The organism is Pseudomonas sp. NPDC087804, from assembly GCF_044742965.1.
GTDB classification, from domain to species: Bacteria; Pseudomonadota; Gammaproteobacteria; order Pseudomonadales; family Pseudomonadaceae; genus Aquipseudomonas; species Aquipseudomonas rustica.
Genome location: NZ_JBIUVN010000005.1, coordinates 89,710 through 115,750, shown reverse-complemented (window position 1 = coordinate 115,750; position 26,041 = coordinate 89,710). Strand labels below are relative to the sequence as shown.

Here is a 26,041-nt window from a genome sequence, read left to right as displayed (position 1 = left end):
CGATCAGTCCCCTCTCCCTCCGGGAGAGGGTTAGGGTGAGGGGCTCTTCAATCCTCAGAACGCTACCGAAGTCTGCACATAAACCGTCCGCGGTTCACCCACATACTTGCCTTTGTTGTTGTCATCAAATGAGCGCGTGAAGTACTGCGTGTTAAAAATGTTCTTCACCCCAACCGCGACATTCAAATCCGACAACTGCGGCCCAAAGTCATACCCCGCGCGACTGCTGAACAGCATGTACCCTGGAATCTTGCCATTGCTGCCATCAGCACTTTCCTTCGAGGTATTAGCGTTATCAGCAAACTGGTCACTCTGGAAACTGCTGTCCAGATTCAACTTCCACGCCCCTTCGGTGTAACCCATACCAATCGTGCCCTTGTGCTTTGACGAGAACGGCACCCGATTACCTTTGTTCGGCCCGTCTTCACGAATAGTCGCGTCAACAAAGGCGTAAGTCGCGTAAACATCAAAACCCGCCAGCGCCGGGCTCAAGTCATCCAGCGCGTAGTTGACGCTGGTCTCGATACCTTGATGACGGGTCTCACCACGGGCGATCACCGAATCATTGGTCTGATTACTTTCATACTGATTGTCGAAGTTGATCAAGAACGCGCCAATTTCCGCGCGCAACGCGCCATTGTCATAGCGAGTACCAAGCTCCCAGGTGCGCGCCTTTTCCGGTTTTACTTCGCCGCTGCTCACGCGGTTGGGCATCTGGCTGTATTGCACGCTGCCGAACGAGCCTTCGGTGTTGGCGTACAGATTCCAACTGTCAGTCAGGTGATAAAGCACGTTCAACGCCGGCAGCGCGGTGTTGTAGTCGCCTTCATATTTGACGTTGGTCAGGTTGTTGGTTTGCTGCGAGTCGATCATCTCGTAGCGCACGCCCGGGGTGATTGTCCATTTGCCGATGTCGATGCGGTCGTCGACGAAGAACGCATTGGCTTCGGTGCCTCCACGGGTATCGCGGTCGTTGCGGCTGTTGGTGGTCGGGTATTCGTTGCTGGCGATCGGCGTGCGATAGCGCAGTTCGTGGCCGGCCTCGTTGATGTAGCGATAGCCGATGCCGACTTCATGACTGGTCGGGCCGAGGTCGAAGCCTTGGGCGAAACGGGTTTCCAGACCGCGCACCCAGTACTCGCGCGGCGACAGCGAAAGGAAGCTGCCCTGATCCAGATAACCGCTGCGCAGGGTTTTGGTGAAGAAAGTATTGGCAGTGAATTCGCGGCGATCTTCCTGATAGCGATAGCCGAAGTTGAACATGGTGCGACGGCCCCAGAACTGGTCTTTCGGGCGCGTCGACTGATACGGATCGGCATCGTAATCGGCGACGTTCAGACCGCCCGGCATGTCGGCCTTGCCTTCGTAATACTGCGCCATGGCGTTGAAGCTGTTGGCCTCGTCGAGCTGGTATTTGCCCTTGAGGATCAGGTCGTCGATTTCGCTGTCGCTGTGTTCGCGCCAATCACCGCCGCGCGTGCCGGAGTAAAGCAATGCGCCGCCGAGACCGTTGGCGTTGGTGCCACCGGCCAGCAGGTTGGCGCTGGTTTTGAAGCCATCGTGGCTCGAGGAAGGGCTGGTCTCAGTCTGGAAACCGCCCTTGACCGTTGGCTCGTCAGGAATCGCGCGGGTGACGAAGTTGACCACGCCGCCGACGTTCTGCGGGCCGTAACGCACCGCGCCGCCGCCGCGCACCACGTCCACCGCATCCATGTTGCCCATGCTGATCGGCGCGAACGACAACTGTGGTTGGCCGTAAGGGGCGAACGGCACCGGGATGCCATCCATCAACACGGTCGAGCGTGCGGCCAGACGCGGATTCAAACCACGAATGCCGAAGTTCAGCGCCATGTCGTGGCTGCCGGTGCCGTTGTTTTCCGGGGCGTTGACGCCGGGGATGCGGTTGAGCACATCACGCGCTTGAGTCGCGCCTTGGCGTTCGAACTCTTCGCGGCGGATCACATCGCGCGCGCCGGGGTGTTCGAAGACGTTGATCTGCGCGGCATCGCCGAGCCAGTCGCCGACGACTTTCGAGGTGTCCAGCTCCAGCGCGGCATCGGTGATCGGTTGCAGGCTGAACGCGTTGTTACCTTCGGCGCGTGCTCGCAGACCGGTGCCTTCGAGCAGCGCATTCAAACCTTGCTCAGGCGTGAAGCTGCCTTCCAGACCCCGGCTTTGCACGCCGCTGGTGATTTGTGAACCGAAAGAAATCAGCACACCCGCTTCACGGCCAAACTGGTTGAGGGCGTTTTCCAGCGACGACGGTGCGATGTGATAAGCCTTGGCGTCGGCCGCCATCGCGGCGGGCAGGGCGCTGAAGCTCAGGCTGGCGCCGAGGACGAGATTGCGCAGGCTGCGAGCCAGTGGCGTGAGGCGGGTGGGGTGCATGGTGGATGATCCTGAGAAGGTTGAATCAAGGGGGCTTTCCTTCTCTGTCACGCCAGATCTGAAAAACGGCTCATTTATTTTTCAAGGATCAAAAGATCGCAGCCTGCGGCAGCTCCTACATTTGCAATGCATATCTCCTGTAGGAGCTGCCGAAGGCTGCGATCCTTTGATCTTGTTCCTTACACCCGCGCCTCAACGGTCACCCAATACCGGGTAAAGCGCTTCACCTTCACCGGCAAACTGATTTCCAGCAGATCAAGAATCCGCTCACTGTCGTCCAGCGGATACGTCCCGGAGATCATCAAATCAGCAACCTTCCTGTCGCAATTAAGCTGCCCACGACGATAGCGACCGAGTTCATCGAGGAAATCCCCCAAGCGCATATGCGCCGCCACCAACATGCCGTCCACCCACGCTCCACTGTTGGCATCCAGCGCTTTCGCCTCACCAACGGAGGTCGAGGTAAAACTCAGTTGCCGAGCCACCGGCAGCAGCATCGGCGCACGCCCATCGGCGCTTAGTTCGACCCGCCCTTCAAACAACGCCACCTGCGTGCGATCGGCCAATTGCCGCACATTAAGACGCGCGCCCTGGGTTTTCAGAACACCCTGCGCCGTGCGCACTTCAAACGCTTGCGACGCGGTCAGGAGCATTTCTCCCTCAAGCAAACGAATCAGACGCTGATCAATCCGCACGTCAGCCGCACTCGCCGTGTTGAGGTGCAATTGATCGCCCGCACCCAACGCCACCTTGCGCCGTTGCCCAACCGGGCTGCGGTAATCGGCGAGCAGCGACGGCAGCGGATTGTGCTCGCGCATGCCCCAAGTGGCAGCGGAACCAGCGCCAAGAATCAGCAACAATTTCAGCGCCTGACGCCGACTGCCCGACTTCGGCCCGTTCAACGCCGCATGCGCCAGCGGTGAAGACACCCCGCGCAACCGCTGATTGACCCGCTGAATGTGTTCCCACGCCCGCCGATGTTCGCTGTGCGCCTCCAGCCATTGCTGCATCGCCATCTGCTGGCGCGGGCTCAAGGCGCCTTGCTGCATTTCCATCAGCCAGTGCACAGCCTGTTCGGCCACCTGCGAAGAAAAATCCGGCGCGCGATTCATAGGGCGAAGTAGCAGCGCATCGCCGCTTTGTTCAGATGACGTTTGACCGTGGCCACAGAAATGCCGAGTTCAGCGGCGATCTGTGGATAAGTCAGGCCATCGACCTGCGCCAGCAAAAACGCGCGTTTGACCTGGCGCGGCAAACCGTCGAGCAACTCATCCAGCTCCATCAGGGTTTGCAGGATGATCGCTTTGTGTTCTTCCGACGGCGCGAGCATTTCCGGCATCTGCGCGAGAGTGTCGAGATAGGCGCGCTCCAGATCCTGCCGGCGGTAATGATTGAACAACACGCGCTTGGCGAGGGTGGTGAGGAACGCGCGCGGCTCGATGATCACCGGTGGATCGCGAGCGGTCAGCACTTTGATGAAGGTGTCCTGCGCCAGATCCGCCGCGCTGTCCGGGCAGCCGAGTTTGCGCCGCAGCCAGCCGGTCAGCCAGTTGTGGTGGGCCTGATAGAGCGATTCGACGGGATGGGCGGACGACAACGGTGACTCCGGGCGTTTTGTTGACGCGGTAGAGAGGTGCGTTAGAGAACAAGAACTGTTCGCATTGTAGGGTGCGCTGACGGTGTCCGGCAATCAGATGCTTTTGCGTATGAGAATATTTATCATTAATATTGCCCTACTGTTGTTCGGCTTGTCGGCCGGACGTTTTCGTTTCAGGGTCGAAACATGAAAGCCAAACTCGCCACACTTCCCATGTCCTATCGTCTGGCCGTTACCTCGCGGGTGCTGGCGGCGGTGTTTGGCGGCTATCTGGTCGCGGCGCTGGCCAGTGTCACTCTGACCATGTGGTTGCCGCTGAACCGCGCCGAAGCCGTGGTGACCGGCATGACCGTCTCGTTTCTGGTCTATCTGGTGGCGGTGTTGTGGTGCTTTGCCTGCCGCACGGCGTGGTCGGCGTGGGTCGGTTTGCTAGTGCCGAGCGTGATTCTGGCGACCATCTCCGGCGCTGCTCGCGGGTTGGGCTTTGCATGAAAGAGGGTTTTCGCCAGGCCATGGCCTGGTTGCACACGTGGGTCGGGCTGGTGTTCGGCTGGTTGCTGTTCGCGATTTTTCTGACCGGCACGCTGGCCTATTTCAATGATGAAACCACGCACTGGATGCAGCCTGAAATTCCCTCGCGACCGTTGAATGCCGAGGCGAGCCTGGCGCTGGCGCAAAATTATCTACAGCAACATGCCACCGGCGCCTCGCGCTGGTTGATCGACTTGCCCGACGCCCGTGATCCCGGCCTGACCGTGCGCTGGCAGCAGTCGCCGGGCAAACCCGGCGAACGCGGCCGCTTCGAATCGAAAACCCTCGACGCGCAAACCGGCAGCGAAGTGCAGGGCCGCGAAAGCATGGGCGGCGAGTTCTTCTACCGCTTCCACTTTCAGCTGCAAATGCCCTATCCGTGGGGGCGCTGGCTGGCGACGATCGCCGCGATGGTGATGTTCGTCGCGCTGATCACCGGGATCATCACCCACAAAAAAATCTTCAAAGACTTCTTCACCTTCCGTCCGCGCAAAGGCCAGCGCTCCTGGCTCGACGGGCATAACGCGGTCGGCGTGCTGGTGCTGCCGTTTCACCTGATGATCACCTACAGCAGCCTGGTGATTTTCATGTCGATGGTCATGCCGGCGAGCATTTTGGCGTCGTACGGCAGCGACGTGAACAAGTTTTATGATGAGGTTTTTCCTGCATCCAATACCCCGGAACGCGCCAACATTGCGCAGGCGCTGGCGCCCATGGCACCGCTGTTGGCCAAGGCCAGCGAACAATGGTCGGGCGGCCATACGGCGCGACTGTCGGTGAACAATCCGGGCGATGCCAACGCGACGGTGGTGCTGTCGCGTGCCGGCGACGGCGTGGTGCACGATTTCGGCCGTGCGGTGACGTTCAACGGGGTCAGCGGGCAGATGCTCGGCAGCACACCGAATCAGCCGATGGCCATGGCGGTCGGCGGCGCTTTTTATGGGTTGCACATGGGCCACTTCGCCGGGCCGGTGTTGCGTTGGCTGTACTTTATTTGCGGGCTGGCCGGCACCGCGATGATCGGTACCGGGCTGGTGATCTGGCTCGGCAAGCGTCAACTGAAACATGCGAAGAGCGGTGTGATGCCGTTCGAACTGCGGCTGGTTGAAGTGCTGAACATCGCCAGCATGGCCGGGCTGGTGACGGCGATCGCGGTGTTTTTCCTGGCCAATCGTCTGCTGCCGACAGGCCTCGCCGGGCGTGCGGATTGGGAAGTGAATGCGTTCTTTATCGCCTGGGGATTGAGCGTGGTTCACGCGCTGTTGCGACCGGGGCGCAAGGCGTGGGTCGAGCAACTGGCGTGCGGCGCGTTGCTGTTTACTGCCGTGCCGGTGATCAATGCGCTGACCACGCCGTGGAATCTCGCGGCGACCCTGACGCAGAGCGATTGGACGCTCGCCGGTTTCGATCTGACCTGCCTTGCCACCGGCCTGTTTCTGGCGTGGGCCGCATGGAAAATGCAGCGTGCCGGCAGCACCGTCAGCGTGAAAAATCCTCGTCGCGAAAAGGCTCGGGCGATCACCCTTGAGCAGGGAGCGAACTAATGTTGCTGGCGCTGCTGCTGTGCTATGCCGGGTTCACCGCGTTGTGTCTGTCGATGCCTCGTCATCACGACGAATTGCTAGGGCACAAACCTTCGGCCTCGCGTCGTCAGGCGCTGAAAATCGGCGGATGGTTGTTGCTGTGTTTGTCGCTGTGGGCGGCGGTGACGGTGAACGGCTGGAGCTTTGGCCTGGTCGACTGGTTCGCCGTGCTGATGCTCAGCGCATTGACGCTGGTGTTGCTGATGCCGTATCGCCCGCGTCTGGCGTTGGCGCTCGCCGGGCTGAGTCTGTTGGCCAGCCCGGTGGCGGCATGGGCGCAGTGCTGACGTGCTGATCGGTCTCCCTCCGGAATCCCGCGACGACGAACCGCGCGGGGCGCGTGCGCATTTTCTCCAGGTATTTCTGTCCCAGCGTTCGCAGATGGAAGCGCTGGTGAATCGGCGCGTCGGCTGCCGGGCGACAGCGGCGGATCTGGTGCAGGATCTGTTTTTGCGTTTCTGGCGGCGGCCGCTGGTGCAAGTCGAAGAGCTCAGCACTTATCTTTTACGTTGCGCCGGCAACATCGCCATCGACCATTTGCGCAGCGAAGGTACGCGCTCGCGAGTCAACGAGGGCTGGCAACCGGATGAGCCGCACAGCCACGGCAGCGAGCCGCAAGCCGCGCTCGAAGCGGGCAATGATCTGCGTCATGTCGAAGCGGCGTTGCGTGCATTGCCCGAGCGCACCCGACAAATCTTTTTGCTCAATCGCATCCACGGCCGCAAGTACGCCGACATCGCCAAAGCCATGGGCCTGTCCCAAAGTGCCGTGGAAAAACATATGATGCGCGCCCTCGAGGCCTGCAAGGCCAGCCTGCGCGAACCCGCGCCACGTCTGCCAGGGAAAGCACCGTGAAGCCAACCGATTACGTCACCCCGACACCGGCTCAGGAGCAGGCTGCATTCGCCTGGCTGAGCCTGTTGCATGATCGGCCAAGTGCGGGCGATCAACTCACCTTCAGCCAATGGCTACGCGCCGATCCGGCGCACGCCGAGGCTTATGCGCAGGCGCAAGTGGTCTGGGAGCTGAGCGAAGGCCCGGCGCGAACATTGGCCGATGAAGAGGCTTTGGCGCTGCAGGATTATCTCGATGCGATGGATCGACCGCGTCGTCCGCAGCTGTTGCGGTGGTCGGGTGCGCTGGCGATTGCCGCGTGTCTGTTGTTGATGATCAGCCTCGGCACCGGGTGGCAGCCGCAGCGCTGGATTGATGATCTGGGGGCGGATTACGTTTCCGCGCCGGGGGAAATTCGCACGGTGACGTTGGCCGATCAATCGCAAGTTACCCTCGATGCTGACAGTGCGATTGCAGTGGATTTCAGCCGGGGTGAGCGGCATGTGCAGTTGCGCCGTGGCGCCGGATTTTTCACGGTTACGCACACTGGTGAACCGTTTGTGGTCGAGGCCGAGAAGGGCCAGGCGCGGGTGCTTGGGACGCAATTCGAGGTGCGACTGCAAGCGCATGGCGCGCAGGTGACGGTGTTGTCCGGGCGTGTCGGGGTGACGGCGGATCGTGATGGCGAACAGCAGATTCTCACGGCCGGGCAGCAAGTCGCTTACGGCGCGGGATCGGCGGAAAAACTGCATGCCGTGGACAGCGAGGCGCAACTGGCCTGGCGGCAGGGTTGGCTGACGTATTACAAGTCGACGCTGGGGGACGTGGTGGAGGATTTGCGCCGGTATTACCCGGGGCGGATTGTGCTGCTCAATGATGAGTTGGCGGCGCGCAAGGTCAGTGGCAGTTTTCCGAGCAAGGATCCGCAGGCGGTGTTGAATTCTTTGCAGGGGGTGTTGGGGTTTGAGCAGCATCAGGTGTTGGGGCATTTGATTATTTTGCGTTGAGGCAAAGTCAAAAGATCGCAGCCTTCGGCAGCTCCTACATTGAAATGCGATCCCCCTGTAGGAGCTGCCGAAGGCTGCGATCTTTTGATCTGAAAAAATATTTTCAAATTGTGATGAGGTAAACCCAGGCCCCATCCGTGTAGTGACTGAAACTGCGAGTCATTCGCATCCGTTGCGGTTCTACACAGGTCATGAGTCATGAAGTCCAGGGCAAAATCGGGTTCGGTCAAACAGTGGTTAGGCGCGTCGGCGTTGAGCTTTTCGGCATTGGCGCTGTTGCCGATGAGCGTGGCGCGCGCCGCTGAAACCGTCAGCAGCCAGCCGCAAAAGCTATTCACTTTCAGCCTGGCCGCCAAACCGCTGCCGCAAGCCTTGAGCGATTTCAGCCGCGTCACCGGGCAGAGCGTGGTCTACACCGACGAAGCGCCGTACGGACTCACCGCCCCGGCGGTCAACGGCCAGATGAGCGCGGAACAGGCCCTGCAAAAGTTGCTCACAGGTTCCGGCCTGAGTTTCCGCCGCACCGACAGCCACACCCTGGCACTGGAGCCGCAGCCCACCGCAGGCGCACTGAACCTCGGCGCCACCACCATCACTTCGATGCGCGACGATTCGTTGAGTTATCAGCCGCCGGAAACCAGTTCGGTGATGCGCTCGTCGGCCTCGCTGCAAGAAGTCCCGCAGACCGTCAACGTCATCCCGGCGCAGGTTATCCGCGATCAGGCGCCGCGCAATCTCGACGACGCACTGGCCAACGTCAGCGGCATCACTCAGGGCAACACCTTGGGCAGCACGCAGGACTCGGTGATGACGCGCGGTTTTGGCGATAACCGTAACGGCTCGATCATGCGCGACGGCATGCCGATCGTGCAGGGCCGTGGCATGAACGCTACCGTGGATCGCGTCGAAGTGCTCAAGGGCCCGGCCTCGTTGCTCTACGGCATTCAAGACCCCGGCGGTGTGGTCAACATGGTCAGCAAGAAGCCGGAACTGGCGCAATACAACGCGCTGACCCTGCGCGGCTCGACCTACGGCGACGGCAAGAATGGCAGCGGCGGCACTTTCGACAGCACCGGTGCGCTGGGCGATTCCGGGCTGGCCTATCGCATGGTGCTCGATCACGAAGACGAAGATTACTGGCGCAATTTCGGCACGCTCCGCCAAACCCTGATCGCGCCCTCGCTGGCCTGGTTCGGCGAAAGCACCAAGCTGTTGTTCGCCTACGAGCATCGCGAATTTCTCACGCCGTTCGACCGTGGCACGGTGATCGATCCGCGCACCAATCATCCACTGGATATCTCGCGCAACGAGCGCCTCGACGAGCCGTTCAACAACATGGAAGGGCGTTCGGATCTCTATCACTTCGAAGCCGACCACGAACTCAACGACGACTGGAAAGCCCATTTCGGCTACAGCTGGAACCGCGAAACCTACGACGCCAGCCAAGTACGCGTCACCGCCATCGACACTAAAAAAGGCACGCTGACCCGCAGCATGGACGGCACACAAAACGCGATCAGCACCGACCGTTTCACCACCGCCAGCCTCGAAGGCAAGATCAACGTGTTAGGCATGCAGCATGACCTGGTGTTCGGCGTCGACGATGAGTACCGCAAGATCTACCGCGCCGACCTGATCCGTCAGAAAAGCCTGAGCACCTTCAGCTACGTCAATCCGGTGTATGGCCGTGAAGTCGAAGGCACCACGGTCAGTGCCGCCGACAGCGCGCAGACCGATGAACTGCGCAGCGATTCGGTGTTTATGCAGGACTCGATTCACCTCACCGATCAATGGATTCTGGTCGCCGGCGGGCGCTTTCAGGAGTACGACCAGTACGCCGGCAAAGGCGTGCCGTTCAAGGCCAACACCGACAGTAACGGGCAGAAATGGGTGCCGCGCGCGGGGCTGGTGTATCGCTACACCGACGCTTTGTCGTTCTACGGCAGCTACACCGAATCGTTCAAACCCAACTCGACCATCGCCCCGCTGAGCGGCAGCAGCACCGTGCTCGACGGCAGCATCGCGCCGGAAGAAGCCAAGTCGTGGGAGCTGGGCGCGCGCCTCGATCTGCCAGGACAAGTCACCGGCAATATCGCGCTTTTCGACATCAAGAAACGCAACGTGCTGGTGGCCAATGCTGAAGGCCCAACGACGATTTACAGCGCCGCTGGCGAAGTGCGTTCGCGCGGTCTGGAACTGGATTTGAGCGGTCAGTTGAGCGAGCGCTGGAGCATGATCGGCAGCTACGCCTACACCGATGCCGAAGTGACGGAAGACCCGGACTACAAAGGCAAGCGCCTGCAAAACGTGGCGAAGAATAGCGGCTCATTGTCGGCGGTGTATGACTTCGGCAGCGTGATCGGTGGCGATCAATTGCGCGTCGGTGCCGGGGCGCGGTATGTCGGTGAGCGGGCGGGTAACGCGGTGAATGATTTTGATCTGCCGAGCTATACCGTGGCGGATGCGTTTGCGACTTACGACACCCAGGTTGAAGGGCAGAAGGTCAAGTTTCAGCTGAATGTGAAGAACCTGTTTGATCGCACTTACTACACGTCGGCGGCGAGCCGGTTCTTTGTGTCGATGGGGGATTCGCGGCAGGTTTCGTTGTCCAGCACGTTGGAGTTTTAAGTCAAAATCAAAAGCCCCTCACCCTAACCCTCTCCCGGAGGGAGAGGGGACTTATTGGGGGATATTGGAGAACTCCGCCGACGTGATCGATCTTTACCGAATCCACAATCGACTCGGTTATACAGGTCGATGTACAACGCCAGACACCTCGGTCGGCCCCCTCTCCCTCTGGGCGGTCCGACGTTTCGGGAGGGCTGGGGTGAGGGGAACCAGGCCTCAACGCAAAAACGCCTGCCGATACTCCCCCGGCGTTCCGCCCAACACCTGCTTGAATCGATTGGTAAAGTGGCTCGCACTGGCAAACCCGCAAGCCAGGGCAATCTCCCCCAACGGCAACGCCGTACCGCGCAATAACGCCCGCGCCCGATCCAGACGTCGCGCCAGCACGTATTGATGCGGCGGCAAGCCAAAGCTCACCCGGAACATCCGCGCAAAGTGATATTCCGACAATGCACATAATCCGGCCAACTGCCCAAGGCTGATCGGCTCGGCCAACTGGCTGTCGATGAACTCCACCAATTGCCGACGCTGATGCGGCGCCAGCCCACCCTTCAAACGCAAACCCTGACGCACGCCGACTTGGCTGAGCAAGGTGTGGCTGATCAATTCGTGAGCAATGCTGCTGGTCAGCAAGCGCTCGGCGGGCTCGGCCCAGTTCAACGTCAGCAGTTGCCGAAAGCGCTGTGCCTGTTGCGGATCTTCAAGAAAAGTCTGCTCGCGCAATTGCATCTCACGCGGCTCACGATCAAGCAGCGTGACGCAACCGAGGGCGAATTGTTCAGCGCTGAAATACAGGTGCGCCAAACGAATATCACCGTTGATCACCCAGCCCGATTCGTGATCGGCCGGCAGGATGCACAGCTTGTCCGGCCCGCCTTTTTGCCCCGGCTGGCCGCGACGGAAAGTGCCGGTGCCGCCAGCGATGTAGCAGGACAGCGTGTGGTGGCTCGGCGCTTCGTATTCCTGCGCGTCGTGGTGGTTGGTCCACAAAGCTGCAGACAAGCCGTCACCGAGCTCGGCGCTGTGCACAAGGCGTGCGTTCGGCGAGCGGTTGAGGGCTTGAAAGACTTGCAGGTTATCGATTGCGGCCATGATCGGTTCTCTCCAACGCCTTGCATCCTACTCCGTAGACTTCGCGCTGCCAGCCCACTGCCGGACAAAAGCGCAAGAATCTGCAAGCGCCCAGGGCAAGCCTCGGCAGACACTCAAGGCCTATTGAGGAGTAAGCGCCATGAACCTGTCGTTGTATTTGCTGACCGTGCTGATCTGGGGCACCACCTGGATTGCCTTGAAATGGCAGTTGGGGGTGGTGGCGATTCCGGTGTCGATTGTTTATCGATTTGGCCTCGCGGCGCTGGTGCTGTTTGTGTTGTTGCTGCTCAGCCGTCGGTTGCAACCGATGAACCGTCGCGGTCATTTGATTTGTGTGGCGCAGGGCTTGTGCCTGTTTTGTGTGAACTTCATGTGTTTTCTGACGGCGAGCCAGTGGATCCCCAGCGGTCTGGTGGCGGTGGTTTTTTCCACCGCAACTTTGTGGAATGCATTGAATGCGCGGGTGTTCTTTGGGCAGCGCATCGCGCGCAATGTATTGATGGGCGGGGCGCTGGGGCTGTTCGGTCTGGGCATGCTGTTCTGGCCTGAACTGGCCGGGCATCAGGCCAGTCCGCAAACCTTGCTTGGACTCGGTTTGGCGTTGTGCGGCACCTTGTGTTTTTCGGCGGGCAACATGCTGTCGAGCCTGCAGCAAAAAGCTGGCCTCAAGCCGCTGACCACCAATGCCTGGGGCATGGCGTATGGCGCGGCGATGCTGTCGGTGTGGTGCCTGGTCAAAGGCATTCCGTTCGACATGGACTGGTCGCCGCGTTACGTCGGCGCGCTGCTCTACCTTGTTATTCCCGGTTCAGTGATCGGTTTCACCGCATACCTGACCCTGGTCGGCCGCATGGGCCCGGAGCGCGCGGCGTATTGCACGGTGCTGTTCCCGGTGGTCGCGCTTAACGTTTCGGCGTTTGCCGAAGGTTATCAGTGGACGGCGCCGGCGCTGGTCGGGCTGGTGCTGGTGATGTTGGGGAACGTGTTGGTGTTCCGTAAACCGAAAACAGTCTTGGTTCCGCCGCACGGTAAGTTAGCTTGATATGAAAGAGCGCTGTTGATCAGCGCTCGACTTTCAAGGTGATATAAATCATTACCGGGAAGATGAAGTCAACAATGTGCCGAGCCCAGTCTTTTGCATTCCATGATTGCGAAGTGTCCATGTCGAACCATTCGACGCCGACGGTTTGCAGGCAGACGTAATAGATGAAGATGGCAACCATTATGCCCATGATCGAGAACTTCTTGGCTTCATGGAAAGCGTCCGCCGAGTCATTGACCTTACGGTACAAGTGATAGGTGCCCATCAGGCAGAGCACGGTGTACGTGACCTCCATCGTAATGATGAACCAGTAGATCCGGTGGTGCAGATACGGTGAGTCGATCGCCCGGTACAGAATGTTTTCGTTGGCGGTGGTGGTGTCCATGCTCAGGATGTGAGCAACGTATTCGTAGTTTGAATTGTAGTCGGTAAAGTTATGGGTGATCACTAACAGACCAAAGAAGCTGATGTAAGCCATCAAGATAATTTTGCTGTAGCGGATAAGTTTTTCGGTGGTCATGTTGTTCAAGGTGTTCGCTCTCCATAGCGCGTTATCGTTAATTCGATAGTGTGGAGAGCTTATAGCGCTTGACTTTTATTAGGGCTAAAGTTGAATTTCAAGTTATGTAGTCAAGTTGTGGCGGGCAAGTGCAAGTTTTGCACTTGCCCGTTTTTCTATCCGCGCCAGACTTGTGGGTTGACCAGATCCTGCGGGCGTTCGCCGAGCAGGGCGCTGCGCAGGTTGGCGAGGGCACGGTTGGCCATGGCTTCGCGGGTTTCGTTGGTTGCGGAGCCGATGTGCGGCAGGGTTACGGCGTTTTTCAGCTGGAACAGTGGCGATTCGGCCAGCGGTTCTTTTTCGTAGACGTCCAGACCGGCGCCGCGAATGCGGTTGTTTTGCAGGGCTTCGATCAGGGCGGGTTCGTCGACGACCGGGCCACGGGAGATGTTGACGAGGATGGCGCTTGGTTTCATCAGGGCCAGTTCGCGGTGGCTGATGAGGTGGCGGGTTTTGTCGCTGAGTGGCACCACCAGGCAGACGAAATCGGCTTCGGCGAGCAGTTGGTCGAGGCTGCGAAATTGGGCGCCGAGTTGTTGCTCGAGTTCGGTCTTGCGGCTGTTGCCGCTGTAGATGATCGGCATGTTGAAGCCGAGGTGGCCACGGCGGGCGATGGCGGCGCCGATGTTGCCCATGCCGACGATGCCGAGGGTTTTGCCGTGTACGTCGCTGCCGAACAGCGGGGCGCCGACGCTGGCTTGCCATTGGCCGGCCTTGGTCCAGGCGTCGAGTTCGGCGACGCGGCGGGCGCTGCTCATGATCAGGGCGAAGGCGAGGTCGGCGGTGCTTTCGGTGAGGACGTCGGGGGTGTTGGTGAGCATGATGCCGCGTTGGTTGAAGTAGTCGAGGTCGTAATTGTCGTAGCCGACGGAGACGCTGGAGACGACTTCGAGTTTGGTCGCGGTTTCGAGTTGGGCCTGGCCGAGTTTGCGGCCGACGCCGATGAGGCCGTGGGCGTGGGGCAGGGCTTCGTTGAATTGGGCGTTGATGTCGCCGGTTTTTGGGTTGGGGACGATGACGTCGAACTCTTGTTGCAGGCGTTCGATCATTGGCGGGGTGATGCGGCTGAAGGCCAGGACAGTTTTTTTCATTGGTTTTGGCTCGTTGTCGGGCTTGATGCTAAGCACGCTAACATTTTTGTTTTGGGGTGTCTTGGCGGCCTTTGGGCCGACCATGTTCTTGGGGTTTTGGGTGTATATCCGTTGCTTCGGTAACGGCGGCTTAGGGTTTCGCCCTGACGGCGACTCACTTTTTTTACAAACGCCTAAAAAAAGTAAGCAAAAAAACGCTTGCTCCTGCGTTCGGCCCGCTCGCTGGGGCTCGGGGTTCCTTCGCTGCGGGATTGATCCGGGGGCAGCGCCTACGGTTTGCTTCGCTGCACCTCCTCTCGCTGTGTTTGGCTGCGCCAAACGGTCGCTGCGCTCCCACCCCCGGATCAATCCCTCCACTCAGCCTTCCGACGTCGCTCATGGATCAAGATCAAAAGCTTTGTCGAGCTTGCGCTCATCCTGTGTAGGAGCTGCCGCAGGCTGCGATCTTTTGATCTTGCTTGTGCTTTTGTAGGAGCAGAGCTTGCTCGCGAAGGCGGCCTGACAGCAGACCCATTTCTTGCAGACTGCACACAATTCAACTGTAGGAGTGAGCCTGCTCGCGATGACGTCCTGCCGGCCTACCAATATCTCTCAATTGTACTCAACCCCTGTGGGAGCGAGCTTGCTCGCGAAGGCGGTATAACAGCCGATCATTTTCTGTGAGGTTGCAAGAGGTCTGACTCGGTTTTCCAATTTTTTATCGCAACTCGTACTTAAAAACTGTCATTTGTATCAGGTGTTAATTGCCCGAAGAGAGGGAAGAATCGGTTGAAAGTAGGGCCACTTAAATTTCTTGGAAGGGTTAAAACATGGAACATGACGAGTTTTTTACAAATGATCATCCCCAGTCGGCAGTACAAGGTAGCGGAAATGCGTTGATAGGTGACTTTGCACCGTTTTCCGGGAAGGTCGTAAAATTTATCGTAGGTCGAAACAGTAAATGGGTGGTGCTGGATGTAAAACAGGAGCTTAGTCTGAATAAGTGGCTGAGTCTTACTCTCTACTTCAGCTCGGATATTGAAAACGGCAGGCATCCATTTGTAAAAGATGGAAAGGTCTCTCACATGATCTATTCAATCAATGAAAAGGTAGGCGGTGGGCATAGCTTTGAACCTTATTCTGCGCTGCATGGAACGGGATACGTTGACGTGGACTTTGATATTACTAACGGGACGTTTGAAGGTGGCTTTGAACTATTGTTCGAAGGCAGTACGTCACCTACACGCAAAGATCATGGTGGGTTCAGAGGTGTTTCAGGCTTGGAATACGAGACTAACCCTGATGGTGATCAATTGTAGGAGTGAGCCTGCTCGCGATAGCGGTGTGTCAGACGCCAGAAATATTGAGTGTGCTGACGTCTTCGCGAGCAGGCTCGCTCCCACGGGGGAATCAGTTGTGGGTTGGGGGTTGGGCTATTTCGTGGTTATCCAGCGCCCGGTTTACCGCCAGTTCGGCGAGCATGATGATTTGCTGGATCGCCAGAATCGTTCTTCGCTGCGGGAGTTCGATGTAGGCGGCGATGTCGCTGGTCATGAGGCTGGCTTGGGCCAGGGATTCGCAGGCGTGGACCAGCAGGCTTTCGTTGTCCTGATCCGGGGCGATCTGGAACATGGTGGTGGGTTTGTGGAAGCGCAGGGTGAGTGCGTTGGGTTTGAGGTAGTGGTCGAGGGCGCGTTCGGCGGCTTCGTGGAATCTTTTTGAGCCGGGGAATTCGTAGGGGGTGGTGTTTTCGGGTTCGGGGGGATTCGGTGTTGGTTTGATCATGGTGAAGCTCCATTCGGGAAGTGGAGTTCGCCAAGCACTGCGACCAAGCAATAGGGTGGCGAACCGTACGCGGGTTGGTCGACCAGGGAATGGAAACCCGGCAGAGCCGAAGCTCTCCCACGCACGGCTCGCCATTAAGCAAGCTTGAAAAGTGCGCCATTCTAAACCCGAGCGACCAAGCCCGGTCGCTGATTCGTCAGCGACACCCAAAGCCTATCCACCTCGCTTCCGACAGACAACCGACGCGACCTGTCGGAAACATCCGCGAAATTCCCGTTCTGTAGGAGCTGCCGTAGGCTGCGATCTTTTGATTTTTAAACGGCAAGATCAAAAGATCGCAGCCTGCGGCAGCTCCTACAGGGGCGTGGGGTGTTTAAGCGTCAGTTGGCGACTCGGGCGCCGGCGAGGGTGCCGCTGAGTTCGTAGGCGGCCAGTTCGGCTTGGTGTGCGGCGAGGATTTCTGGCAACGACCCGCGCAGGTATTCGACCCACGTTTTGATCTTCGCATCCAGATATTGCCGCGACGGGTAGATCGCATACAGGTTCAATTCCTGCGAGCGGTAGTTCGGCATCACCCGCACCAGCGTGCCGTTGCGCAAGCCTTCAATCGCCGCATACACCGGCAGCACACCCAGGCCCATGCCGCTGATGATCGCGGTTTTCATCGCGTCGGCGGAGTTCACCAGAAACGGTGAGCTGTTGATGGTGACCACTTCCTGACCTTCCGGGCCGTCGAACGCCCATTTTTCCAAAGGGATCACCGGGCTGACCAGGCGCAGGCACGCGTGGTTGAGCAAGTCGCTGGGCTTTTGCGCGGCGCCGTTGGCTTTCACGTAGGCCGGGGAGGCGCAGACGATGCTGTAGGTGATGCCCAGTCGCTGCGAAACAAAACCGGAATCGGGCAGTTCGCTGGCGAGCACGATGGACACGTCGTAGCCCTCGTCGAGCAAGTCCGGCACGCGGTTGGCCAGGGTCAGGTCGAAGGTCACGTCCGGGTGGGTTTTGCGGTAGCGGGCGATCGCGTCGATGACGAAGTGCTGGCCGATGCCGGTCATGGTGTGCACTTTCAACTGCCCGGCCGGGCGCGCGTGGGCGTCGCTGGCTTCGGCTTCGGCTTCTTCGACGTAGGCGAGGATCTGTTCGCAGCGCAGCAGGTAGCGCTTGCCCGCTTCGGTCAGGGCGATGCGGCGAGTGGTGCGGTTGAGCAAGCGGGTTTGCAGGTGGGCTTCCAGGTTGGAGACCGCGCGCGAGACGTTGGCGGTGGTGGTGTCGAGTTGCACGGCGGCGGCGGTGAAGCTGCCGGCTTCGGCGACGCAACTGAAGGCGCGCATGTTTTGCAAAGTGTCCATGGGGTGCTCTCAAGGGAGATGGCAAATTGTGACACGAAGTTTCAGGGGCGAGACCCCCGACCAAGGGATTATCTCGTTAACCGTAACAAAGATTCACAGAAATCCCAGCTTATCGCCGCACAGGGCCTTCCATAGAATTGCGCCGATCCCTGTAGGAGCTGCCGAAGGCTGCGATCTTTTGATTTTGTTTTAAGGGAATCAAGGTCAAAAGATCGCAGCCTGCGGCAGCTCCTACAGAGAGCAAGCCCCGCCTTATCCTCTTCTCAGGAATTCGCAGCTGTGCCGCGTCGCATCAACAGAGCGCTTTTGCCTCTCAGTGTTCTGGCTTTTACCCTGGGTCTCAGCGGCTGCATCTCAACTGACGGAATTGCCCCGCAGGGCGAGGCGTTGGAGGCCAATTCACTGGCCACCGACGACGCCATCGCCCACGCTGCCCGTGACGCCAACTGGCCCACCGCGCAATGGTGGCAAGCCTACGGCGACCCGCAACTGAATCGCTGGATCGACCTCGCCGTGCAATGCAGCCCGAGCATGGCCATAGCCGCTGCGCGAGTGCGTCAGGCGAAAGCCATGGCCGGTGTCGCCGAGGCGGCTGAGTCGTTGCAGATCAATGGCGAGTCGACGTTAAAACGCCACAATTGGCCGACCGATCAGTTCTACGGCCCCGGCGATCTGGCCAACACCACGACCTGGGATAACAACGCTGCGCTGGGTTTCAGCTACGCCCTCGACCTCTGGGGCCGCGAAAGCAATAGCAGCGAGCGCGCGGTGGATCTGGCGCACATGAGCGCGGCCGAAGCGCGACTGGCGCAGCTGGAATTGCAGAACAACATCGTCCGCGCCTACATCGAACTGTCGCTGCATTACGCCCAGCGCGACATCGTCGCGGCGACGCTTGCGCAGCAACAACAGATTCTCGATCTGGCGCAGAAGCGTTTGAACGGCGGGATCGGCACGCATTTCGAAGTCAGTCAGGCCGAAACACCGTTGCCGGAAACCCATCGGCAAATCGATGCGCTGGATGAAGAGATCGCCCTCAGTCGTAATCAACTTGCCGCGCTGGCGGGTAAAGGGCCGGGGGAGGGCGCGCAGTTGCAGCGCCCGACTTTGTCCCTTGGCGCTGAGTTGAAACTGCCGTCAGCATTGCCCGCCGAATTGCTCGGTCAGCGGCCGGACGTAGTCGCCAGTCGCTGGCAAGTCGCGGCGCAGGCGCGCGGGATCGATGTGGCGCATGCCGGGTTTTATCCCAATGTCGATCTGGTCGGCAGCCTCGGTTACATGGCCACGGGTGGCGGCGCGCTGGAGTTTTTGACCGGCAAGAAACTCAACTACAACGTCGGCCCGGCGATCTCGCTGCCGATCTTTGACGGTGGGCGTTTGCGTGCCGAACTCGGTGAAGCCTCCGCCGGTTACGACATCGCCGTGGCGCATTACAACCAGACGCTGGTGAATGCGCTGAAGAACATTTCCGACCAGTTGATCCGCCGCGAATCGATGGACAAGCAGCAAGGCTTTGCCGCCGAGTCGGTGGCCACGGCGCAGAAGACGTACGACATCGCGATGATCGCTTATCAGCGTGGGCTTACTGATTACCTCAACGTACTCAATGCGCAGACGTTGCTGTTCAAGCAACAGCAAGTGCAGCAGCAGGTGCAGGCGGCGCGCCTCAGTGCGCATGCCGAATTGGTGACTGCGCTGGGTGGCGGCCTCGGTGCCGGCAACGACGTACCGACGGCCGAGAAAACCCAGGCCCCGAAAACCCCGGCACTGCTGCGGTGAACCCAAAATCTCAGCTGGAAATTTCCTCCTTTGGAGTTGACCCCAAACCCTGTGGCGAGGGGATTTATCCCCGTTCGGCGGCGCAGCCGTCGCAAAGCCAGTGCACGCGGTGTGACTGTGGGAATCGGGTCGTAGGTTTTGGGGCCGCTTCGCAACCCAACGGGGATAAATCCCCTCGCCACAGGGGCTGTGTACGCTGTAACAAATTCTTCAATTCTCGATCATTGAGCAGAATTTAATGACTCCCTTGCCCGCACCATTGCGCTGGCTCTACTCCCTGGAATGGCGCCGTGGATTTTTCGACTGGGCGCGCAGCGATGGCGTGACCTGGGTCTACATTTTCAAGGTGTTGCTCGCCGCGTTCCTCACGCTGTGGCTGGCCATGCGCCTGGAACTGCCGCAACCACGCACGGCGATGATCACCGTGTTCATCGTCATGCAGCCGCAGAGCGGCCAGGTGTTCGCCAAGAGTTTCTATCGCTTCCTCGGCACATTGGCCGGGTCGGCGATGATGGTCACGCTGATCGCCTTGTTCGCGCAAAACACTGAACTGTTTCTCGGCTCATTGGCGATCTGGGTCGGCATCTGTTCGGCCGGCGCCGCGCGTTGCCGCAACTTCCGCGCCTACGGTTTTGTCCTTGCCGGTTACACCGCCGCGATGGTCGGTTTGCCCGCGCTGGCTCACCCGGACGGCGCGTTCATGGCCGCCGTATGGCGCGTGCTGGAAATCTCGCTGGGCATCCTTTGCGCGACCGTGATCAGCGCCGCGATCCTGCCGCAAACCGCCAGCGCCGCCATGCGCAACGCCTTGTATCAGCGCTTCGGCGTGTTCGCGCTGTTTGTCACCGATGGCCTGCGCGGGCGCAGCAAAGCCGAGTCTTTTGAAGCGAGCAACGTGCGCTTTATCGCCGAAGCGGTGGGTCTCGAAGGCTTGCGCAGCGTGACGGTATTCGAAGACCCGCACATGCGCCGACGCAACGGTCGCCTGAGCCGTTTGAACAGCGAATTCATGGGCATCACCACACGCTTTAACGCCTTGCATCAGTTGCTCGAACGCCTGCGCGTCAACGGCGAAGAACACGTGGTCGCGGCGATCAGACCGGGCCTGCAGGATCTCGCCGAAGTGCTCGACGGCTTCAGCGGCCGCGCCCTGACCAGCCCCGATGCCGCCCGTTTGGCAACTGCGCTGGCAACCTACAAAGAAGGTTTGCCGACACGCGTGCGAACCTTGCGCGCGATCTTTCAAGACACCGATCCGAGCGAAGCCGAGCAGCTGGATTTCCACACCGCGTACGAACTGCTTTATCGCTTCGTCGACGACCTGCACAGTTATGCACAGACCCACGCGTCACTCGCCGATCACCGTCACGAACGCGAGCGCTGGGATGAACCGTTCACCCCGCAAACCAACTGGTGGGCCGCTGCGGCATCAGGCATACGCGCCTCGTTCATTCTGGTGGTGCTCGGCAGTTATTGGGTCGCCACTGCATGGCCAAGTGGCGCGACGATGACCCTGATCGCCGCCGCCACCGTGGGCCTTTCGGCTGCCACACCCAACCCGAAACGCATGGCTTTCCAGATGGCTTGCGGCACCTTCCTCGGTGCCCTGATCGGCTTCGTCGAGATGTTTTTCATCTTCCCGTGGATCGACGGTTTTCCATTGCTGTGCGTGATGCTCGCGCCAGTGATCGTGCTCGGCTCGTTCCTCACGTCGCGCCCGCAATACGCCGGTGTCGGCCTTGGTTTGCTGATCTTCTTCAGCACCGGTTCGGTGCCGGACAACCTGACGATCTACAACCCCTACACCTTCATTAACGACTACATCGCCATGGTCATGGGCATGCTGGTCTGTGCCGCTGCCGGGGCGATTATTCTGCCGCCGAACAGTCGCTGGCTGTGGAAACGTCTGGAGCAGGATCTGCGCGGCCAAGTGGTTTACGCAATCAGCGGCAAACTAAAAGGCCTGGCCTCGAGCTTCGAGAGCCGCACCCGCGATCTGCTGCATCAGGCTTATGGTCTCGCGGCCGGGGAACCTAAGGTGCAAAAGAATCTGCTGCGCTGGATGTTCGTGGTGCTCGAAGTCGGCCACGCGATCATCGAGTTGCGCAAGGAACAGGCGATCCTGCCGGTGCACCCGGCCTATGCCGAATCGCAGCCGTGGCGCCAGGCAATTCGCGTGATGGGTCGCGCGTTGGTGCGGCTGTTTCTGCAACCCAACTCCAGCAATCTTGAACGCGCACTGATCGCTGTCGATCACGCAATCAGCCGAGTCGCCGCGACCGATGAGCCGTTCGCGCCGCATTTCGATACCTCCGCATTGCGCCGGGTGAAGAGCTATCTGCACTTCATCCGCACCTCCTTGCTCGACCCGCAATCACCGCTCGCTGCCTACGCCGTCGCCAAGCCCGAAGGACTTGCCCATGCCTCGTGAAATCGCCTTCCACGGCGTGTACATGCCGACCATGACCCTGATGTTTTTCATCGCTGCGGCACTGGCCTGGGCGGTGGATCGGTTCTTGTCCGGTTTCGATCTGTACCGTTTTTTTTGGCACCCGGCGCTGCTGCGTCTGAGTCTTTTTACCTGTCTGTTCGGCGCCATGGCGCTGACTGTCTACCGTTGAGAACGTCCCCATGAAAAAGTTTTTCAGCCTGCTCGCGACCCTGCTGGTGCTGGCCCTGGCGCTGTGGATCGGCCGCACGTTGTGGGAGCACTACATGAACACGCCGTGGACCCGCGATGGTCGCGTTCGCGCCGACATCATCAACGTCGCCGCCGACGTTACCGGCGAGGTGATCGACGTGCCGGTGCGCGACAACCAACTGGTGAAAAAGGGCGATTTGCTCATGCAGATCGACCCCGAGCACTACCGCATCGCCGTCAAACAAGCGCAGTCGCTGGTCGCCTCGCGCAAGTCGACGTGGGAGATGCGCAAGGTCAACGCCCATCGCCGCGCCGACCTCGACAACCTGGTGATCTCCAAGGAAAACCGCGACGACGCCAGCAACATCGCCGACGCCGCGCTCGCCGATTACCAACACGCGCAGGCGCAACTGGAAGCTGCTGAACTCAACCTCAAACGCACCGAAGTGCGTGCGGCGGTCGACGGTTACGTGACCAACCTCAACGTGCATCGCGGTGATTACGCCCGTATCGGCGAAGCGAAAATGGCCGTGGTCGACATGAACTCGTTCTGGGTTTACGGCTTCTTCGAAGAGACCAAACTGCCCCACGTTCGCGTCGGAGATAAAGCCGACATGCAATTGATGAGCGGCGAAGTGCTCAAGGGCCACGTGGAAAGTATTTCGCGCGGCATCTACGACCGCGACAACCCGGAAAGCCGCGAGCTGATCGCCGATGTGAATCCGACGTTTAACTGGGTGCGGTTGGCGCAGCGGGTGCCGGTGCGGATTCACATTGATGAGGTGCCGGAGGGGGTTCTGTTGGCGGCGGGGATTACTTGCACGGTGGTGGTAAGTCAGGGAGTGGAGTAATCCTCTGAGTTCCCCCACCTTTAGTAGGCGGGGGGGCAACGGTGCGACGGGTTCAGCTGAGGAAACATTTCATGACGCCGATGCCCTCAGGATTAACCCCGGTGATGTTGGCGCTGACAATGATTCGCCCGTCCTGACGGGAGACCAGTTGAACCGGCGCGCTTTTTATTGTGAAGTCCGCAGGGGTGTAGCCGGTGCTGTTGAAGGTGGTGTCCAGGCTCCCGTCCACATTGAAGCGGGCAAGCAATGGCCACCAAAAAGCAGCAGCAACCACAATTTTGTTATCGGGTTGTACCAGTGCACAGCTCCAATGATTTTCACGCTCGGCATCGAACTGGGTCAGCAGCGGTTTGCCCTGGTTGAACATGAGATGGGGGCTGCCATTGGGCGTCAGCGCAACCAGCAGGCCCAACTGGTGAGGAGCACCTCGGGTAAAGGCTTCGCCCGCAGCGATCAAGCTATGGTCGGCTCTTTCGATTACGGTATTGAACAGTGAGCCATGATCGGGCAGATCCACGAAGTGAAAACCTGAGGAATCGGCAAAATCCCTGTCAACCTCACCGTTGTGCTTTAGCCGTACCAGCGTCGCGACGTTGTGCGCAGGCTGGGCACGGACATGGCCTGCAATGACCACATTGTCACCCTGAGAAAGGCAGCCATTGATGGCCGTCGCGGCATGGGGATCAGGTATTTTCAGTTCCCAGCGACCATTGCCATTGAACCCCGTGTCAGGTTCTCCATTTGATAGAAGACGAAAAACCACGCCCGTTGTCAGCTGCAACTCATTGTGGCGCAGTAAGTAGTTGGCGGTGACCAACAGCTTGCCATCTGGCTGAATCTGCAAGGTACAGGAGTTTGTCAGCAGTTCCTCGTACACGGGCGTTGCAATGACAACGCTGCCGTTGTTGCCAAAGGAGGGGTTGGGTTGACCGTGCTTATCGACGCACGTAATCGCCAGATCAGCCCAACCTGAAGGGCCTTCCGTCCAGCCTTGCATGTAGATAAGTCCAGGTTCGCTTTGCTGCACCACCAACTTGCCGCCGGAACACGCCGCCCCGGAATTGAAGCTTCCCAATAAAATGCCATTGTTGGCGAACGTCCGATCGAGAGTGCCGTCGCTGTCGGTGCGTCCAATGACATATTTGTACTGTTCTTCGTGATGCACGTAGGCACTGAAGATCGTCTTGCCTTGTAGATCACTACTGAGTCCCATGAACAGGGCTAGCACTTGGAATGCTGGATCGTCATCCAGTAATTTACTCAGGTAGGCAATGCTGTCTTCGTCGCCGAATGCTGGATCTGGCGTGCCGGGTGACCGGTTCGCCTTGGGATGTGAAAGCGTCATCAGTTGTCCGCCGTTGTCGATTGATGTGGTGTTTTCAACGTGGGGTACAAGGCATACACGACACCATTCATTCGATACTGCGCAGGAAACTGTGGGTGCTTGTTCTGAAAGACTACGGCTGATGTTCTCGATACGTCTACTGTCAGAAGTAACAGGTAGCGACCGACGGCTTCAGCCCTGGCAGAGCGTCTCCTGCAAGTGTCGCCAGATCACTCGCCCGGATGGGTGTTTTTCAAAAACCACCGTCGAGCGCCGATCTGTATACGACCCGCTTGCATCGGTTTGCTGCTCTCGGTAACTCACCGTCGCCCCGCGTTCGTGCAGCGCAATCGTGCGCAGTTCACTGAGCTCAATCCTGAACCCGGGTTTCTTCCCTCCAGCCATCCGAAACAACGCGCTCAAGGCCTCGAAATTCAACACCCGGCCCAACGGCGAAACCATGGAGAATTCGGCTGAAAACCTGTTCAGTAATCTCTCCAGCGCTGCGTCTTCTTCCTCCAAGGCAAACCATCGCTCGATGGCTTCGTGTGCCTGAATCACTTCATCAAAGTATTCGCTGTAGTCGGTCATGTAGATTTTTCCTTGAGGGGAGTTTGAGTCAGCAGCGCGAGCACTGCCGTCGAATCGAACCGCAAAACACTGACCATCGGCAGCATCGTCAGCAACGCGGCAGCGAGGAAGCAGTAGCGAAAACCCTCACCACCCAAAGCCCCCAACAAGGAGCTGAGCAACGCCGCGCCGAGGCAAAAACCAAGCTGACGATTGATATTCCACAGCGCACTGGAGTGGCCCATTTTTTCTGGCACGATGCCGACGAATGCCAAGGTCTGCGCAGTGACGCTGCACAGGCTGCCGCCCAGGCCCATCAGGCCGTAGGCGATGATCAGCGGCGTGCTGGCGGGTTGTTCGATGCGCATCAGCAAGACGATACCGAGGCATTGCAGGAGCATGCCGGCGCTCAACAGCGGCTTCGGCCCCAGGCGATTGAAACTGCGTTTGCCGAGCATGATCGCCACGCCCGAACCCACTGCCCATGGCAGCATCAACGCACCGGTTTGCGCAGCGCCTAAGCCGAGGTTGTGCAGATACAACACGGCGATCATGTGGGTGCCGGTGAACACGCCGGGCACGCACAGGTAGATCAGCATCGCCAGACGCAGGGAGGGGTTTTTGATCAGTTGCAGATCGAGAATGGCGTTGGGTTTACGCCAGCCGTCTCGCAGATAAATGCACAGGGTCAGGACGCTGAGCACGAAGACAAGGAGACCGAGGATTCGGGTGTCGGCTTCGCTCAGCATGCTGACGGCGATCAACAACAAACTCAGCGCAGTCGCCGCCAATAGCAAGCCGCGCGCATCCAGCGTCGGGCGTTCACTCGAAGGCTGATCGGCTTTCAGCCAGAACAGACCCAGGCCAAACGCGAGCAGCGCCACCGGCAAATTGAGGTAGAAAATCCACCGCCACGACAACGCCTGAACGATCAATCCGCCCGCCGCCGGCGACAGTGCCGGCACCATCAGCGCCACCAGTAACACCACGCCGGTGAAATGCGCGCGCTGCGATGGCGGAAACTGTCGATACGCCAACGCCTGACCCACCGGCAGCAACAACCCGCCACCGAGCCCTTGCAGCAGGCGCCAGCCAATCAAGCTTTCGATCGATGCCGCTTGCGCCACCAGCGCCGAGCCAATCCCGAACAGCAGCAGCGAGGCGAGAATCAGCCGTCGCTCGCCGACCCGTGCCGCCAGCCACACGCTCAGCGGAATGATCAGCGTCAGCCCGAGCATGTAGGCGTTGGTGATCCACGCCAGTTGCGTCACCGAGGCATGCAATTGTTGGGCGATGTCGGGGTAGGCAATGCTGGCGACGAACATGTTCAGCAAGTCGAGGGCGAACCCCAACAGATACACCAGCGCGACTTTCGAGCGATAAGCCATGGCAGCTTCCCTGTGATGAGACG

Annotated in this window: 23 protein-coding genes; 12 read left to right on the top strand and 11 right to left on the bottom strand. The window is 59.5% G+C overall.

Going from position 1 to position 26,041, the window contains the following annotated elements; genetic code table 11:
• Positions 1-54 precede the first annotated feature (54 nt).
• The 3 genes from fecA to ACIOMO_RS11440 form a co-directional block, all read right to left on the bottom strand.
• Entirely contained in the window at positions 55-2,388 is a 2,334-nt protein-coding gene (fecA, locus tag ACIOMO_RS11450) for a TonB-dependent Fe(3+) dicitrate receptor FecA (RefSeq protein ID WP_401240699.1), read from the bottom strand.
• Positions 2,389-2,567: 179 nt separating this feature from the next.
• Positions 2,568-3,500, bottom strand: coding sequence for a DUF4880 domain-containing protein (locus ACIOMO_RS11445; RefSeq protein ID WP_401240697.1), 933 nt, complete (start codon positions 3,498-3,500; stop codon positions 2,568-2,570).
• A complete protein-coding gene (locus ACIOMO_RS11440) occupies positions 3,497-3,985 on the bottom strand; it encodes a sigma-70 family RNA polymerase sigma factor (protein ID WP_282355841.1) in 489 nt (162 codons plus the stop codon). The genes ACIOMO_RS11445 and ACIOMO_RS11440 overlap by 4 nt, the downstream gene beginning before the upstream one ends.
• A gap of 186 nt (positions 3,986-4,171) precedes the next feature.
• Here ACIOMO_RS11440 and ACIOMO_RS11435 point away from each other — a divergent pair, with 186 nt between their 5' ends.
• The 6 genes from ACIOMO_RS11435 to ACIOMO_RS11410 all read left to right on the top strand — a co-directional run bounded on the left by ACIOMO_RS11435 (position 4,172) and on the right by ACIOMO_RS11410 (position 10,568).
• The gene (locus tag ACIOMO_RS11435) at positions 4,172-4,477 is read left to right on the top strand and encodes a DUF3649 domain-containing protein (RefSeq protein ID WP_053117249.1); all 306 of its coding nucleotides are present in this window, start codon (positions 4,172-4,174) and stop codon (positions 4,475-4,477) included.
• The gene (locus tag ACIOMO_RS11430) at positions 4,474-6,060 is read left to right on the top strand and encodes a PepSY-associated TM helix domain-containing protein (protein ID WP_401240693.1); all 1,587 of its coding nucleotides are present in this window, start codon (positions 4,474-4,476) and stop codon (positions 6,058-6,060) included. Before ACIOMO_RS11435 ends, ACIOMO_RS11430 begins: the two co-directional genes overlap by 4 nt.
• Entirely contained in the window at positions 6,060-6,386 is a 327-nt protein-coding gene (locus ACIOMO_RS11425) for a DUF3325 domain-containing protein (protein ID WP_053117253.1), read from the top strand. Before ACIOMO_RS11430 ends, ACIOMO_RS11425 begins: the two co-directional genes overlap by 1 nt.
• Before the next feature lies 1 nt (position 6,387).
• On the top strand, positions 6,388-6,954 hold the full coding sequence (locus ACIOMO_RS11420; protein ID WP_053117255.1) for an RNA polymerase sigma factor: 567 nt from the start codon (positions 6,388-6,390) through the stop codon (positions 6,952-6,954).
• Positions 6,951-7,940, top strand: a complete 990-nt coding sequence (locus tag ACIOMO_RS11415) for a FecR family protein (protein ID WP_401240690.1) — start codon at positions 6,951-6,953, stop codon at positions 7,938-7,940. The genes ACIOMO_RS11420 and ACIOMO_RS11415 overlap by 4 nt, the downstream gene beginning before the upstream one ends.
• A 198-nt stretch (positions 7,941-8,138) precedes the next feature.
• Positions 8,139-10,568 carry a TonB-dependent siderophore receptor gene (locus ACIOMO_RS11410; RefSeq protein WP_401240688.1) on the top strand — a complete coding sequence of 810 codons (2,430 nt, stop codon included), beginning with the start codon at positions 8,139-8,141 and terminating at the stop codon, positions 10,566-10,568.
• 216 nt (positions 10,569-10,784) lie between these two features.
• On the opposite strand, the gene ACIOMO_RS11405 is transcribed toward ACIOMO_RS11410, so the two are convergent.
• Entirely contained in the window at positions 10,785-11,660 is an 876-nt protein-coding gene (locus ACIOMO_RS11405) for a helix-turn-helix domain-containing protein (RefSeq protein WP_401240685.1), read from the bottom strand.
• Between the two features lie 139 nt (positions 11,661-11,799).
• Between ACIOMO_RS11405 and ACIOMO_RS11400 the strand changes: the two genes are divergently transcribed.
• Positions 11,800-12,702, top strand: coding sequence for a DMT family transporter (locus ACIOMO_RS11400; RefSeq protein WP_159812200.1), 903 nt, complete (start codon positions 11,800-11,802; stop codon positions 12,700-12,702).
• A gap of 19 nt (positions 12,703-12,721) precedes the next feature.
• Here the strand turns inward: ACIOMO_RS11400 and ACIOMO_RS11395 are convergent, their stop codons facing one another.
• Together ACIOMO_RS11395 and ACIOMO_RS11390 are read right to left on the bottom strand one after the other, a co-directional pair.
• Positions 12,722-13,231 carry a DUF2165 family protein gene (locus ACIOMO_RS11395; RefSeq protein WP_401240682.1) on the bottom strand — a complete coding sequence of 170 codons (510 nt, stop codon included), beginning with the start codon at positions 13,229-13,231 and terminating at the stop codon, positions 12,722-12,724.
• Positions 13,232-13,377: 146 nt separating this feature from the next.
• Positions 13,378-14,352, bottom strand: a complete 975-nt coding sequence (locus ACIOMO_RS11390; protein ID WP_053117267.1) for a D-glycerate dehydrogenase — start codon at positions 14,350-14,352, stop codon at positions 13,378-13,380.
• Between the two features lie 809 nt (positions 14,353-15,161).
• Between ACIOMO_RS11390 and ACIOMO_RS11385 the strand changes: the two genes are divergently transcribed.
• On the top strand, positions 15,162-15,650 hold the full coding sequence (locus ACIOMO_RS11385; RefSeq protein WP_401240679.1) for a hypothetical protein: 489 nt from the start codon (positions 15,162-15,164) through the stop codon (positions 15,648-15,650).
• Between the two features lie 91 nt (positions 15,651-15,741).
• On the opposite strand, the gene ACIOMO_RS11380 is transcribed toward ACIOMO_RS11385, so the two are convergent.
• Together ACIOMO_RS11380 and ACIOMO_RS11375 are read right to left on the bottom strand one after the other, a co-directional pair.
• Positions 15,742-16,116 carry a DUF6124 family protein gene (locus ACIOMO_RS11380; RefSeq protein WP_401240676.1) on the bottom strand — a complete coding sequence of 125 codons (375 nt, stop codon included), beginning with the start codon at positions 16,114-16,116 and terminating at the stop codon, positions 15,742-15,744.
• Between the two features lie 380 nt (positions 16,117-16,496).
• Positions 16,497-17,465 (bottom strand): LysR family transcriptional regulator, encoded by a 969-nt coding sequence (locus ACIOMO_RS11375; protein ID WP_008088899.1) that lies wholly within the window; start codon positions 17,463-17,465, stop codon positions 16,497-16,499.
• A gap of 279 nt (positions 17,466-17,744) precedes the next feature.
• Here ACIOMO_RS11375 and ACIOMO_RS11370 point away from each other — a divergent pair, with 279 nt between their 5' ends.
• From ACIOMO_RS11370 to ACIOMO_RS11355, 4 genes are all read left to right on the top strand, one after another.
• Entirely contained in the window at positions 17,745-19,244 is a 1,500-nt protein-coding gene (locus ACIOMO_RS11370; protein ID WP_401240673.1) for an efflux transporter outer membrane subunit, read from the top strand.
• Positions 19,245-19,482: 238 nt separating this feature from the next.
• Positions 19,483-21,675 carry an FUSC family protein gene (locus tag ACIOMO_RS11365; RefSeq protein ID WP_401240670.1) on the top strand — a complete coding sequence of 731 codons (2,193 nt, stop codon included), beginning with the start codon at positions 19,483-19,485 and terminating at the stop codon, positions 21,673-21,675.
• Complete coding sequence (locus tag ACIOMO_RS11360) at positions 21,665-21,865, top strand: DUF1656 domain-containing protein (RefSeq protein WP_007914106.1); 201 nt, start codon at positions 21,665-21,667, stop codon at positions 21,863-21,865. The genes ACIOMO_RS11365 and ACIOMO_RS11360 overlap by 11 nt, the downstream gene beginning before the upstream one ends.
• Positions 21,866-21,875: 10 nt before the next feature.
• Positions 21,876-22,736, top strand: a complete 861-nt coding sequence (locus tag ACIOMO_RS11355; RefSeq protein ID WP_053117274.1) for an HlyD family secretion protein — start codon at positions 21,876-21,878, stop codon at positions 22,734-22,736.
• Between the two features lie 52 nt (positions 22,737-22,788).
• Here the strand turns inward: ACIOMO_RS11355 and ACIOMO_RS11350 are convergent, their stop codons facing one another.
• From ACIOMO_RS11350 to ACIOMO_RS11340, 3 genes are all read right to left on the bottom strand, one after another.
• The gene (locus tag ACIOMO_RS11350; protein WP_401240665.1) at positions 22,789-24,081 is read right to left on the bottom strand and encodes a hypothetical protein; all 1,293 of its coding nucleotides are present in this window, start codon (positions 24,079-24,081) and stop codon (positions 22,789-22,791) included.
• Positions 24,082-24,252: 171 nt separating this feature from the next.
• On the bottom strand, positions 24,253-24,651 hold the full coding sequence (locus tag ACIOMO_RS11345) for a DUF4440 domain-containing protein (RefSeq protein ID WP_053117278.1): 399 nt from the start codon (positions 24,649-24,651) through the stop codon (positions 24,253-24,255).
• On the bottom strand, positions 24,648-26,018 hold the full coding sequence (locus tag ACIOMO_RS11340; RefSeq protein WP_401240662.1) for an MFS transporter: 1,371 nt from the start codon (positions 26,016-26,018) through the stop codon (positions 24,648-24,650). Before ACIOMO_RS11340 ends, ACIOMO_RS11345 begins: the two co-directional genes overlap by 4 nt.
• Between the last annotated feature and the right edge of the window lie 23 nt (positions 26,019-26,041).